Below are 13127 nucleotides of genomic sequence, written 5' to 3'. Positions count from 1 at the left end.
ACCGATTTAGCGACGCTTACCCTTGCGGTCGTCCTTCACATGGCCGCGGAAAGTCCGCGTGGGAGCGAATTCGCCGAGCTTGTGCCCGACCATCGACTCGGTGATGAACACGGGTACGTGCTTGCGTCCGTCGTGCACGGCGATCGTGTGCCCGAGCATGTCGGGGACGATCATCGAGCGGCGGGACCACGTCTTGATGACGTTCTTGGAACCCTTATCGTTCTGAGCGGCAACCTTCAGGAAGAGGTGCTGGTCAACGAAAGGGCCCTTCTTCAAACTACGAGGCATGTTTCAGGCTCCTTAGCGCTTGTTCTTGCCAGTACGACGACGACGCACAATGAGTTTGTCGCTTTCCTTATTGGGGCGACGGGTGCGTCCCTCGGGCTTGCCGTTCGGGTTGACGGGGTGACGACCACCGGATGTCTTGCCCTCGCCACCACCGTGGGGGTGATCGACGGGGTTCATGACGACACCGCGAACGGTCGGGCGGATGCCCTTCCAGCGGTTACGGCCGGCCTTGCCCCAGCTGATGTTGGTCTGCTCGGCATTGCCGACCTGACCGACGGTTGCGCGGCAGCGGACGTCGACGTTGCGGATTTCGCCGGAAGGCAGACGGAGCTGACCGTACTTGCCTTCCTTCGCGACCAGCTGGACCGAAGCACCGGCTGAACGAGCCAGCTTGGCACCGCCGCCGGGGCGGAGCTCAACGGCGTGGATCACGGTACCAACAGGGATGTTGCGCAGCGGCAGGTTGTTGCCGGGCTTGATGTCCGCGTTGGGGCCGGACTCCACGACGTCGCCCTGCTTCAGGCGGTTCGGCGCGATGATGTAACGCTTGGCGCCATCGACATAGTGCAGCAGCGCGATGCGCGCCGTGCGGTTGGGATCGTACTCGATGTGTGCGACGCGAGCATCGACACCGTCCTTGTCGTGACGGCGGAAATCGATCAAACGGTAGGCCCGCTTGTGTCCACCGCCCTTGTGACGGGTCGTGATGCGACCGCTGTTGTTTCGTCCGCCGTTCTTGGACAACGGACGCAGCAACGACTTCTCGGGAGTCGATCGCGTGATTTCTGCGAAGTCGGCAACGCTCGAGCCACGGCGGCCCGGCGTTGTCGGCTTGTATTTACGGATAGCCATAATTTAGTTCCTCGTTAAAGTGGTCTCCGCGGGCGCTAGGCCTGCGGACCGCCGAAGATATCGATGGTGCCTTCGCTCAGGGTCACAATCGCACGCTTGGTGCTCTTGCGGGCTCCCCAGCCGAAGCGCGTGCGCTTCCGCTTGCCGGCACGGTTGATGGTGTTGACGTTGGAAACCTTGACGCCGAAGATACGCTGAACGGCATCCTTGATTTCCGACTTGTTCGAGCGAGTGTCGACCTCGAAGGTGTACTTGCCCTCGTCGATCAGCCCGTAGCTCTTCTCCGAGACGACAGGCGCAATGATGACGTCACGGGGATCCTTGATGGTGGCGCTCACTTGGCGTCCTCCTGGTTCTTTCCAGCCTTGCTGGCGATTGCCACAAACACGTCGTAGGCATCCTTCGTGAAGACCACGTCGTCGGCGCGCAACACGTCGTACGTGTTGAGCTGGTCCGCGTACAGGACGTGGGCGAACTCGAGGTTGCGAACGGAAAGGGCGACGTTATCTTCCTTGCGGTCGATAACAACCAGCACGTTCTTGCGAGAGGTCAAGTCCCTCAGGGCGGCCTTGGCTGCCTTGGTGGAGATCTCAGTGACGAGCGAATTGACCACATGAATGCGGCCGTGGTTCGCACGGTCGGAGAGGGCACTGCGCAGAGCTGCGGCCTTCATCTTCTTGGGCGTGCGCTGCGAGTAGTTGCGCGGCACAGGTCCGTGCACGACGCCGCCGCCGGTGTGCTGAGGCATACGGACCGAACCCTGACGGGCGCGGCCGGTACCCTTCTGCTTGAACGGCTTGCGTCCTGAACCGGAGACCTCGCCGCGGTTCTTCGCCTTGTGGGTGCCCTGGCGGGCAGCGGCCAACTGCGCGATGACGACCTGGTGCATCAGAGCCTCATTGGGCTCGACGCCGAAGACATCGGCCGGCAGATCAACCTTTACGGTTTCAGTAGCCATTGGAGTTAGGCTCCCTTCACAGCGGTGCGAACCAGAACGACGCCGCCCTTGGGACCAGGAATGGCACCCTTGATCAGCAGAACATTGTTCTCGGTGTCGACACCCTGAATCGTGAGGTTCTGGGTGGTGTGGCGGTTGTTGCCCATACGTCCAGCCATACGCATTCCCTTGAATACGCGGGCGGGGTAGGACGCGCCGCCGATGGAACCCGGCTTGCGGTGGTTCTTGTGCTGGCCGTGCGAAGCACCGACGCCCTTGAAGCCGTGACGCTTCATAACACCTGCAAAGCCCTTGCCCTTGGTCTTGCCCACGACGTCGACGCGCTGGCCGGCTTCGAAGAGCTCGACGGACAGTTCCTGACCGAGGGAGTACTCGGAGGCGTCCGCGGTGCGAACCTCGACGAGGTGGCGGCGCGGAGTGGTCCCGGCCTTCTCGAAGTGTCCGACGAGGGGTTTGGTTACCTTGCGGGGGTCAATCGCACCGAAACCGATCTGAATGGCGTTGTAACCATCGGTGTCCTGACCGCGCAGCTGGGTGACAACATTGGAATCGGCCTTGACGACGGTGACCGGCACAAACTTGCCGTTCTCGTCCCAGACCTGGGTCATGCCAAGCTTGGTGCCCAGCAGGCCCTTCACCTGGCGCTCGAATTTGGTAGTCATTGGGATGCGATCCTCTTTACAGCTTGATTTCGATGTTCACGTCTGCCGGCAGGTCCAAGCGCATGAGCGAGTCAACAGCCTTGGGCGTGGGGTCGACGATGTCGATCAGCCGCTTGTGCGTACGCATCTCGAAGTGCTCGCGGCTGTCCTTGTACTTGTGCGGCGAGCGGATTACGCAGTACACGTTCTTCTCGGTGGGCAGCGGCACGGGGCCAACAACCGTCGCACCAGCGCGCGTCACCGTCTCAACAATCTTCCGAGCCGAAGAGTCGATGACCTCGTGGTCATACGACTTCAGCCGGATGCGGATTTTCTGTCCCGCCATCTGTCGGACTCTCTTTCTTCAAGTACTTCCCTGTGTAGGGACCTCGAGGGCCCCTCTGTATGGCGTCTTCTGGCAGCAACCGCTCGTATTCCGGACGATGGACACCGTCCAGATTCCGTGCGGATTCCTGGCGCCGCCTCACACGAACTGAATCCGGCATTCCCGGGTTCCTCAATTCGTTGAAGCACCGACCCCCGAACTCGGGCGTGTCGCGAAGTGTTCGCACACGTCAATCCAGAGTCGTTCGGACCGGGTCATTTTGGGCTTGGACGGACCTGCTCCGTATCCCTGGGATTCGGGCAGGTCAACGCCAACAAGCGCTTGAACAACGTTGTCTATCCTGCCAGAGGCTCTCAAGGACGCGCAAGCCCGGATTCTCGAAGTGGCCAAAGACACTCTCCACAGCGATGGTCCGGGGCCGACCATATCGATCGGTCCCGGACCATCAAGGAGATCATGACAGCCAACGGTCCAAGGTGTCAGAAGACGCTCGTGAACGGTACGTGCCCAATCCTGAGACTGTTGTCGTCGTAGTCCCCATCTCGTTCATCTTCCACCCAGGCCGCCACCAGCACATTGAAGGCTACATGCACGAAGGGTGGGTTGACGAAGTACCGCAACGGAATCTCTAGACTCTGCCCTGGTCCGAGCTGGCCAGCGCACTTGTACGTGAACCTGGCGCCGGGTCCAGATGCCGCTCCCCTCCCGTCTTCGGACCAGAGAACAGTCGGGTTGGTCGTAACTGCCTTGAGCCTATTCGCACCCCAGGGCGAGTAGTCCGAAATATAGTCGCGGATGGTGATCTCGACGGTGCCGCTAGGATTCACGGCAGTCACACGTCCGACATTCGTGATCCGAATCCGAGGAGGTAGAGATCCCCGACCCGCGATACGGTCACCCGTTGATTTTCTGTATACGGGAATCTCTTGCTTCGGCTCCCATTTCTCTAGATCGTACGGTGGGTCGATGACGTCGATGGCCAGATCGGTCTTCCAACTGCTGGCCATCGCAGGCACGGCACTCGTCGCCGCGATGACGGGCACGGCCCAGGCGGTCGTCATGAGGGTCCGGCGCTTGAGACGTGTATGGCGATGTTCTGCCATGGTGTCCACCTCTGCTAGAACCGTTGCGCCGAGACCAACCGGTCCATATTGCGTTCTGCGAGGGCCGTGATGGTCACGAACGGGTTGACGCCGATCTTGGCCGGAATGAGGGAACCGTCCATGACAAAAAGCCCCGGGACACCTTTGACCTCCCCCTGGAGATCGGTGACCTCCCCCAGCACCGCCCCGCCCAACGGGTGATACGTGAAGTAGTCGGAGTATGTCTTGTTCTGTTCGAAGAGATCGGCTCGGGGCCCGGTACCCGGGTTGGCGAGATTGATGCGGTTGAACAGCTTGCGCGCCGCTCGCACGGACGGTTCGGAATGCCCCGGACCCCAATCGAGCTCCATCTTGCGGCTTCCACGGTTCCATGTGAAGGTGCCCGTGTTCGGATTGTTGGTGATTGCGAGGTACACCCCGGTCCTGAGATCGATTCCCGCCGGGAACGGTGCGATTTCGGCGAACACCGAATCCACGGAATCATCCCAGTTGGACAACCCCATCACGGGAATCGTCGACTGACGCGCACCGGACCATGTCCTGAGTCTGCGGGCGTGCATTGTATTGCCGTTCGGCCCCCATCCCCGCCCCAGGTACTCCGACATGCCTGTGATAGCGCCCTCGGCCTGCGCGGAGAGAAGCAGCCTGGTCGTACCGACGGAACCCGCCGCCAAAACCACGCGGTCGTAATCCCTCGTACGCTCTTCGATGAGGTTTCCGTTGAAGTCGATGGTCTTAGTTCGGAGCTGGAAGGTTCCGTCCGCCTTGCGCTCAATGGACTGCACCTCCGTCATCGGGATGAGATTAACCCGCCCCGTGGACAAAGCCTCCTTGAGTAGCGTCTTGGGCAAGGAATTCTTGCCGTGGTCGTTGCCGAAGATCACCTGCTTGTCCAAAGCAGACCGTGGCACCTGGCCATAGACTTCCTTCCGCATGTAGTCGAAGTCGTAGACATTGGGGACCATAACGTGGTCGATGCCGGCCTTTTTGGCCTGCGCCGCACTGACCCTGGCGAACTGGTACCACGGAGTGTTCATAACCAGGTCCATGGCGGGATCGTGCACCCTCAGGTCGCTGTTCGCACGGGGGAAGTACACGTTGTACATTTCGTCCGCGTCCACTTGGGGCAGAACCATTTCGAAGAAGGAACGGCGCGGTGTCACGGCCATGCCCCCGTTGACCAGCGACCCGCCTCCAACGCCTCGACCGACGTAGACCTTCATGTTGGCGAAGTACTCGATGTCCAAGGCTCCGGCACCCGGGTCGATGCGCCGATTGACCAAGTCCATGCCACCGAGATAGCTGAAGGGCATGTCTGTACGGGCTTTGAACCACATGGAACGTGAGGAGGGTGCAGTCATCGTGGTGAAGACCCGCCCATTGATCGGCTTCATCTTCTCCCAGTCGGTTCCCATTTCGATCAGGTCGACCTGCCTGCCCATCGAAGCCAGCTTGCGCGCGGCGACCGCTCCCCCATATCCGGAGCCGATGATCGCGATTCGCGTGGATCCCTCGGTTGCAACCGCCGGCTGTGCGGCTCCGGCAACGGCGGGAGCAGCGGCGGCGGCAACCGCCGTTGCTTTCAAAAGTGTTCTGCGAGTTATGTTGAACGACATAGTTCCACCCTTAGAAGTGCGAGTAATAGGTGAATCTCGTAAGTAACGAGCCGCTCTCATTTTATACTTTTCTTGAAATCTTCACTTGAGGTCTTCTTTTGCAGAATCCTGGCAGGGCGGGCCTACAACGCCCGCGTGGAGGCCAATTTCCCTCCCGTGGCTAACGCTTCGACGCAGAATCTGACCAGTTTCGTGGACAGGAATTTCATCATTTCCCGAGGTGACCGAGACAATACATCGGAGAGCAAAAGAAAAGGGCCCCGGCAAAAGCCGGGGCCCTTTCTAGGACGGTCATCGCAATATCACGCGCTGGCCGCCGGGATCACAAAGAAATGTTACTTGGTGATCTTGGTAACGCGACCCGAACCAACGGTGCGGCCACCCTCACGGATAGCGAAGCCGAGGCCCTCTTCCATAGCGATGGGCTGGATCAGCTCAACGGTCATCTCGGTGTTGTCGCCGGGCATAACCATCTCGGTGCCCTCGGGCAGAGTGATGACGCCGGTAACGTCCGTGGTGCGGAAGTAGAACTGCGGGCGGTAGTTCGAGTAGAACGGGTTGTGACGGCCGCCCTCATCCTTGGAAAGGATGTAGACGTTCGCCTCGAAGTTGGTGTGCGGGGTGATCGAACCCGGAGCAGCAACAACCTGGCCACGCTCGACATCGTCACGCTTGAGACCACGCAGGAGCAGGCCGCAGTTCTCGCCGGCCCATGCCTCGTCGAGCTGCTTGTGGAACATCTCGATACCGGTAACGGTGGTCTTCTGGATCGGGCGGATGCCGACGATCTCGACGTCCGAGTTGAGACCCAAGGTACCGCGCTCGGCGCGGCCGGTCACAACGGTGCCGCGACCGGTGATCGTGAAGACGTCCTCGATCGGCATGAGGAACGGCTTGTCCTTGTCGCGAACCGGGTCCGGAATGAAGTCGTCAACGGCCTCCATGAGGTCCTCAACCGACTTGACCCACTTCTCGTCGCCTTCGAGGGCCTTGAGAGCGGACACGCGAACGACGGGAGCGTTGTCCCCGTCGAATTCCTGCGAAGACAGCAGCTCGCGGACCTCCATCTCGACGAGGTCGAGAAGTTCCTCGTCCTCCACCATGTCGGCCTTGTTCAAGGCGACGAGGAGGGAGGGGACGCCAACCTGACGGGCGAGCAGAACGTGCTCGCGAGTCTGGGCCATGGGGCCATCAGTAGCGGCGACCACGAGGATAGCGCCGTCCATCTGGGCAGCACCGGTGATCATGTTCTTGACGTAGTCAGCGTGACCGGGGGCGTCAACGTGAGCGTAGTGACGCTTGTCGGTCTGGTACTCAATGTGAGCAATGTTGATGGTAATGCCGCGCTGCCGCTCCTCAGGAGCGGAGTCGATCATACCGAAGTCCTGCTTCTCATTCAGGTCCGGGAACTTGTTTGCGAGAACCTCGGAAATTGCAGCAGTCAGCGTGGTCTTACCGTGGTCAACGTGACCGATGGTACCAATGTTGACGTGCGGCTTGGAGCGCTCGAACTTTGCCTTAGCCACTATGTTCCTCCTAGAACGTTTGATGGAAACTTGCGCTGGCTTTCTGCGCAGTCCGTGGTTGAAGACGGATTCCTGATCAACAATAACGGAAAATTCATCCCGTATGAAAACCAGCGCAAGCTTCCGAGGCTTTGTTTATTTGGGTTGGGAAGGCGGCCCGGAAGAGCCGCCGTGCGGAGAATTACTCCCCGCGGCTCTTCTGGATGATCTCCTCGGCAACTGCCTTCGGGACCTCTGAGTAGCTGTCGAAAGCCATCGAGTACACCGCACGGCCCTGCGTCTTGGAACGCAGGTCGCCGATGTAGCCGAACATTTCGGACAGCGGCACCAGGGCTGATACCAGCTTGACGCCGGCAACATCTTCCATGGATTGGATGTGGCCACGGCGCGAATTCAGGTCACCGATGACATCGCCCATGTACTCCTCGGGAGTACGAACTTCGACGGCCATCAGCGGCTCGAGCAGCACCGGGTTGGCGCGACGTGCGCCTTCCTTGAATACCATCGAACCGGCGATCTTGAAGGCCATCTCGGATGAGTCGACGTCGTGGTAGGCGCCGTCAACCAGGGTGGCCTTCACGCCAACCACGGGGTATCCCGCGAGGATGCCGAGCTGCATCGCACCTTGGATGCCGGCATCCACCGAAGGGATGTATTCACGGGGCACGCGGCCACCGGTGATCTTGTCCTCGAACTCGTAGAGCTCTTCGGAGTCAAGAGCGATCGGCTCGAAGTTGACCTGCACCTTCGCAAACTGACCGGAACCACCGGTCTGTTTCTTGTGGGTGTAGTCGACCTTCTCGACGGCCTTCTTGATCGTCTCGCGGTACGCAACCTGCGGCTTGCCGACGTTGGCTTCCACGCGGAACTCGCGCTTCATGCGGTCCACCAGGACGTCCAGGTGGAGCTCGCCCATACCACCGATTTCGGTCTGGCCGGTCTCGTCGTTGAGGTTGACCGTGAAGGTCGGGTCCTCAGCGGAGAGCTTCTGGATAGCGGTCGAGAGCTTCTCCTGGTCACCCTTGGTCTTGGGCTCGATGGCCACGTAGATCACGGGCTTGGGGAAGGTCATCGACTCGAGGACGATCGGATTGGCCTGATCGCACAGCGTATCGCCGGTCGTGGTCTCCTTGAGACCGATCGCGGCGTAGATGTGGCCGGCCTGGATCTCCTCGACCGGATTCTCCTTGTTGGAGTGCATCTGGAAGAGCTTGCCGATGCGCTCACGGCGACCCTTGGTCGAGTTGAGAACCTGCTGACCCGAGCTCGCGATACCGGAGTAGACGCGAATGTAGGTGAGCTGTCCGTAGAACGGGTGAGCAGCGACCTTGAAAGCGAGGGCCGAGAACGGCTCGTCCTTGGCAGGACGGCGAGTCAGCTCGACCTCTTCGTCCTTCGGATCGTGACCGATCATCGGGGGCACGTTCAGCGGGGACGGGAGGTAGTCGATGACCGCATCGAGCATCGGCTGCACGCCGCGGTTCTTGAACGCCGAGCCACAGAAGACCGGGTAGGCCTCGTTTTTGACGGTCAGCTCGCGGATGCCGGCCTTGAGCTCGTCGATCGTCAGCTCTTCGCCCTCGAGGTACTTCTCCATGAGCTCTTCAGACGTCTCCGCGACCTGCTCGACGAGCTGGTTGCGGTACTGCTCAGCACGCTCCTGAAGATCCTCGGGGATCTCGCGGGTTTCGTACGAAGCACCCAACGTCACGTCGCCCTTGGAGTCGCCAGGCCAGACGTAGGCCTTCATCTCGAGCAGATCGATGACGCCGATGAAGTCGTTCTCGGCACCGATCGGCAACTGCATCACGATCGGGGTAGCACCGAGGCGCTTCACGATGGTGTCGACCGTGAAGTAGAAGTCGGCACCCAGCTTGTCCATCTTGTTGACGAAGCAAACACGGGGAACCTCGTACTTGTCAGCCTGACGCCACACGGTCTCTGACTGGGGTTCAACGCCCTCCTTGCCGTCGAAGACGGCAACGGCGCCATCGAGCACGCGCAGGGAACGCTCCACCTCAACGGTGAAGTCGACGTGGCCCGGCGTGTCGATGATGTTGATCTGGTTATTCTTCCAGAAGCACGTGGTAGCCGCGGAGGTGATAGTGATTCCGCGTTCCTGTTCCTGGGCCATCCAGTCCATCGTGGATGCACCGTCGTGGGTCTCACCGATCTTGTGATTAATACCGGTGTAGTACAGGATGCGTTCGGTAGTGGTGGTCTTACCGGCATCGATGTGAGCCATGATGCCGATGTTGCGGACCTTGTTCAGGTCGGTAAGCACGTCAAGTGCCACGATGTTTCCCTTTCAGGTGGATCAACCGGATGGCCCACCCGCACGGAGCGGGCCAGCAGGAAGAAATTACCAGCGATAGTGAGCGAAGGCCTTGTTGGACTCGGCCATCTTGTGGGTATCTTCGCGACGCTTCACAGCGGCACCGAGACCATTGGAAGCATCCAAGATCTCGTTCATCAGGCGCTCGGTCATGGTCTTTTCGCGGCGGAGCTTGGAGAAGCCAACCAGCCAGCGAAGAGCCAGCGCGGTCGCGCGGCCCGAACGGACCTCGACCGGGACCTGGTAGGTCGCGCCGCCGACGCGGCGGGAGCGAACCTCGAGCGAAGGCTTGATGTTGTCCATCGCCTTCTTGAGGGTCGTCACAGCATCGGTATCGGTCTTCTGAGCCACGCCTTCGAGCGCGCCGTAGACGATGCGCTCTGCGGTGGACTTCTTGCCGTCCTGCAGGACCTTGTTGATCAACTGCGTCACGAGCGGGGAACCGTAAACCGGATCGACCACGAGCGGACGCTTGGGAGCGGGACCCTTACGAGGCATTACTTCTTCTCCTTCTTTGCGCCGTAGCGGGAACGAGCCTGGCCACGGTTCTTGACGCCCTGAGTATCCAGTGCGCCACGAACGATCTTGTAGCGAACACCGGGGAGGTCCTTCACACGACCGCCGCGAACGAGCACGATGGAGTGCTCCTGGAGGTTGTGTCCCTCGCCCGGGATGTAAGCCGTAACCTCGACGCCGCCGTTGAGCTTGACGCGGGCGACCTTACGCAGAGCGGAGTTCGGCTTCTTGGGGGTAGTCGTGTAAACACGGGTGCAAACGCCGCGCTTCATGGGGCTGCCCTTGAGTGCGGGCGCCTTGGTCTTCACGACCTTGGGAGTCCGGCCCTTGCGGACCAGCTGCTGAATTGTAGGCACTTTTGAGTTCTCCGTTTGATCTTGGCTTCCCCGGAAGGAAAGCCTTGAAATGTATGCCTCGTGCGGAGTGGCCGCGCTGAGAGCACTGATAAACCGGTCTAGCGTTTCTTGGAAAATGGGCACAATTAACCGATGGCATTTTGACACAAAAAATAAAAAAGTGTGTCAGAGGACCGTATCCATACCTGCCATTGATTCCGAAGCCCATCCCGGTCGCATACTGTGAGAAGGCTTCCGAGCTCGCAACGTAGAAGAATCCTAAAAAACCGACGTCGCACCGCTCAGACACACTACACACAGCACACTCGCACTGAGACTGAGTACTTCGTGGTTAACAGTACCCCAGGATCAGCGTCTTGGCGAATGGATGTGGCGGACGTGACCCTTCTCAGCTCCACTCAGGAAGGGAAGCTGAGCCCGGCTCCGGAACGATAGGCGTGACCGATCCTGAGCGAGGTCTCCCGCAAGCGAGGCAGGATCTTCTCCTGAAGTCTCTCGGCGCGCGCATTGTCGGTTCCGACGCGCATCGAGACGTTGACCGCAGCCACGTGCCGGCCTTTTGCATCGAGCACAGGAGCGGCCACCGAACGAAGTCCAAGTTCCAATTCCTGGTCGACGATTTCCCATCCCCGCTTCTGTACACGCAGGATGCGCGCGCGCAGTTCATCCACATCCGTCACGGTGTATTCCGTAAATTCTTCGGGCCCCTGCCGATCGAGATACTCCTCAAGCTGCTTCTCCCCCAGCCCGGCCAGAAGCACACGTCCCATTGAGGTCGCGTGCGCGGGGAAGCTGGTCCCCACACTGATGGCGACGTGCATGATCCGACGGGCGTGGACCCTGGCGACGTATATGATGTCGTCACCTTCCAGAACCGACATCGACGTGGACTCCCCCACCCGGCCGGACAGCTCTCGCAGATGCGGGTATGCGAGATCCGGCAGTGACAGGCTGGAGAGGTAGGAATAGCCGATGCCCAGAACGGTCGGGCTCAACCGAAATTCTTTCCCGTCCGTGTGTACGTAGCCGAGTTCCACCAGGGTGTGGAGGAAACGCCGGGCCGTGGCGCGAGTCAGCCCCGTCTTCTGCGCAACTTCGGACAGGGACATGCTCGCGTGATCGGCGTCGAAGGCTCGCAGGACCGATATTCCGCGTGCCAAGGACTGCACGTATGCATCGCTCATGGCCGCGCCGAACCCGTGGGTTCCGATGCACCGGGTTTTTCGTCGCGGTCCGAGAGGGGACCGTGCAATTCAAGGTCGAGCTCTTCGGCGAGCTCCTCGGCATCAATCCCGAACGTCTCGCGAACATGGACTCTCCCTCGGTCCAACTCGAAGATCGCTACATCGGTGTACGCGCGCGAAACGCAACCGACCCCAGTCAGCGGGAACGTGCACTCCCGGACCAACTTGGCAGAACCGTCCTTGGACCGCAGATTCATCATCACGAAAGTCTGTTTGGCCCCGATCGCCAGGTCCATCGCACCGCCCACGGCCGGAATCGAACCTGGCGCGCCCGTAGACCAATTCGCCAGGTCCCCGTTCTCGGCCACCTGAAAGGCCCCAAGGACACAAATGTCCAGATGTCCTCCACGCATCATCGCGAAGGAATCCGCATGGTGAAAATAGGACGTGCCCGGTGTTTCCTTGACCGGGATCTTGCCGGCATTGATCAGGTCTGGGTCGATGTCCTCGCCGTGTGCCTCAGGTCCCATGCCCAACATCCCGTTCTCGGTATGCAAGGTCACGCCGTTCTCCGGATCGAGGTAGTCCGCGACTTTGGTCGGCTGTCCGATTCCGAGGTTGACGAACGCTCCCGCGGGGATGTCCTGAGCTACCTTGCGGGCCATTTCCTCCCGGGTCAGGGGCTTCTCGGTGATTCGAGGGGTCTGGTGGAGTGAGCTCATGAGCCTGCGCCTTTCGTTGTGACGTCTGCGATCTTCACGACCGTGTCCACGTAGATTCCGGGGGTCACTACGGCTTCCGGATCAATGCTTCCGGTCTCGACCTTCCGAGCGACCTGGACGATGGAATGGTTCGACGCGGCAGCCATAATCGGCCCGAAGTTTCTCGCGGTCTTCCGGTAGGTGAGATTCCCGACGCCGTCGCTTTCCTCGGCCTTCGTCAAAGCGAAATCCGCCCGCAAAGGGTATTCCAGAACGTAGTGGACACCGTCGATCTCGCGCGTTTCCTTGCCTTCGGCCAATTCGGTTCCGTAGCCGGTGGGAGTGAAGAATGCTCCGATTCCGGCGCCGGCGGCACGGATCCGTTCGGCGAGGTTCCCCTGGGGCACGACCTCGAGCTCTATTTCGCCGGAACGGTATTTTTCGTCAAAGTGCCACGAATCCGTCTGTCGCGGAAAGGAACAAATGATCTTTTTGACTCTCCCCAGCTCTATGAGCCGGGCAAGACCAACGTCACCGTTGCCCGCGTTGTTGTTCACGACCGTCAGACCGGCCGCACCGTTGTCGATCAGGGCATCGATCAGCTCAACGGGTTGACCCGCGACCCCGAAGCCACCGATCATAATCGTCGAGCCGTCCGAAATGTGGCTCACGGCCTCTGCAGCTGTGTTCACGAATTGCGTCATC

Annotated in this window: 15 protein-coding genes; all 15 read right to left on the bottom strand. The window is 60.3% G+C overall.

Annotated elements, in window-relative coordinates; genetic code table 11:
* Positions 1 to 6 precede the first annotated feature (6 nt).
* The 15 genes from rpsS to sake_RS03805 all read right to left on the bottom strand — a co-directional run bounded on the left by rpsS (position 7) and on the right by sake_RS03805 (position 13126).
* Complete coding sequence (gene rpsS, locus sake_RS03875; protein ID WP_030015038.1) at positions 7 to 288, bottom strand: 30S ribosomal protein S19; 282 nt, start codon at positions 286 to 288, stop codon at positions 7 to 9.
* A gap of 12 nt (positions 289 to 300) precedes the next feature.
* Positions 301 to 1140 carry a 50S ribosomal protein L2 gene (gene rplB / locus sake_RS03870; protein WP_129359321.1) on the bottom strand — a complete coding sequence of 280 codons (840 nt, stop codon included), beginning with the start codon at positions 1138 to 1140 and terminating at the stop codon, positions 301 to 303.
* A 35-nt stretch (positions 1141 to 1175) separates the two neighbouring features.
* On the bottom strand, positions 1176 to 1478 hold the full coding sequence (rplW, locus tag sake_RS03865) for a 50S ribosomal protein L23 (RefSeq protein WP_129359319.1): 303 nt from the start codon (positions 1476 to 1478) through the stop codon (positions 1176 to 1178).
* A complete protein-coding gene (rplD, locus tag sake_RS03860) occupies positions 1475 to 2098 on the bottom strand; it encodes a 50S ribosomal protein L4 (RefSeq protein ID WP_129359317.1) in 624 nt (207 codons plus the stop codon). Before rplD ends, rplW begins: the two co-directional genes overlap by 4 nt.
* A 5-nt stretch (positions 2099 to 2103) precedes the next feature.
* Positions 2104 to 2760, bottom strand: a complete 657-nt coding sequence (gene rplC / locus sake_RS03855) for a 50S ribosomal protein L3 (protein WP_129359315.1) — start codon at positions 2758 to 2760, stop codon at positions 2104 to 2106.
* A 16-nt stretch (positions 2761 to 2776) separates the two neighbouring features.
* Positions 2777 to 3085, bottom strand: coding sequence for a 30S ribosomal protein S10 (rpsJ, locus tag sake_RS03850; RefSeq protein WP_030015043.1), 309 nt, complete (start codon positions 3083 to 3085; stop codon positions 2777 to 2779).
* 479 nt (positions 3086 to 3564) lie between these two features.
* Entirely contained in the window at positions 3565 to 4188 is a 624-nt protein-coding gene (locus sake_RS03845) for a hypothetical protein (protein ID WP_178945485.1), read from the bottom strand.
* 14 nt (positions 4189 to 4202) lie between these two features.
* Positions 4203 to 5804: a GMC oxidoreductase gene (locus tag sake_RS03840; protein ID WP_178945484.1), complete on the bottom strand. Its 1602-nt coding sequence runs from the start codon at positions 5802 to 5804 to the stop codon at positions 4203 to 4205.
* Positions 5805 to 6139: 335 nt separating this feature from the next.
* Positions 6140 to 7330 (bottom strand): elongation factor Tu, encoded by a 1191-nt coding sequence (gene tuf / locus sake_RS03835; protein ID WP_129359310.1) that lies wholly within the window; start codon positions 7328 to 7330, stop codon positions 6140 to 6142.
* A 181-nt stretch (positions 7331 to 7511) separates the two neighbouring features.
* Positions 7512 to 9626 carry an elongation factor G gene (gene fusA / locus sake_RS03830; protein ID WP_129359308.1) on the bottom strand — a complete coding sequence of 705 codons (2115 nt, stop codon included), beginning with the start codon at positions 9624 to 9626 and terminating at the stop codon, positions 7512 to 7514.
* Between the two features lie 66 nt (positions 9627 to 9692).
* The gene (rpsG, locus tag sake_RS03825) at positions 9693 to 10163 is read right to left on the bottom strand and encodes a 30S ribosomal protein S7 (RefSeq protein ID WP_129359306.1); all 471 of its coding nucleotides are present in this window, start codon (positions 10161 to 10163) and stop codon (positions 9693 to 9695) included.
* Positions 10163 to 10537, bottom strand: coding sequence for a 30S ribosomal protein S12 (gene rpsL, locus sake_RS03820; protein ID WP_129359304.1), 375 nt, complete (start codon positions 10535 to 10537; stop codon positions 10163 to 10165). The genes rpsG and rpsL overlap by 1 nt, the downstream gene beginning before the upstream one ends.
* A 398-nt stretch (positions 10538 to 10935) precedes the next feature.
* The gene (locus tag sake_RS03815) at positions 10936 to 11721 is read right to left on the bottom strand and encodes an IclR family transcriptional regulator C-terminal domain-containing protein (RefSeq protein WP_129359302.1); all 786 of its coding nucleotides are present in this window, start codon (positions 11719 to 11721) and stop codon (positions 10936 to 10938) included.
* Positions 11718 to 12443: a 3-oxoacid CoA-transferase subunit B gene (locus tag sake_RS03810; RefSeq protein WP_129359300.1), complete on the bottom strand. Its 726-nt coding sequence runs from the start codon at positions 12441 to 12443 to the stop codon at positions 11718 to 11720. The genes sake_RS03815 and sake_RS03810 overlap by 4 nt, the downstream gene beginning before the upstream one ends.
* Complete coding sequence (locus tag sake_RS03805) at positions 12440 to 13126, bottom strand: 3-oxoacid CoA-transferase subunit A (protein ID WP_129359298.1); 687 nt, start codon at positions 13124 to 13126, stop codon at positions 12440 to 12442. The genes sake_RS03810 and sake_RS03805 overlap by 4 nt, the downstream gene beginning before the upstream one ends.
* Between the last annotated feature and the right edge of the window lies 1 nt (position 13127).

This window comes from Kocuria sp. TGY1127_2 (assembly GCF_013394385.1).
In the GTDB taxonomy this organism is placed as follows: domain Bacteria; phylum Actinomycetota; class Actinomycetes; order Actinomycetales; family Micrococcaceae; genus Rothia.
Note: the sequence above shows the minus strand (reverse complement) of the source record. Positions and strands in the feature narration are given on the sequence as shown.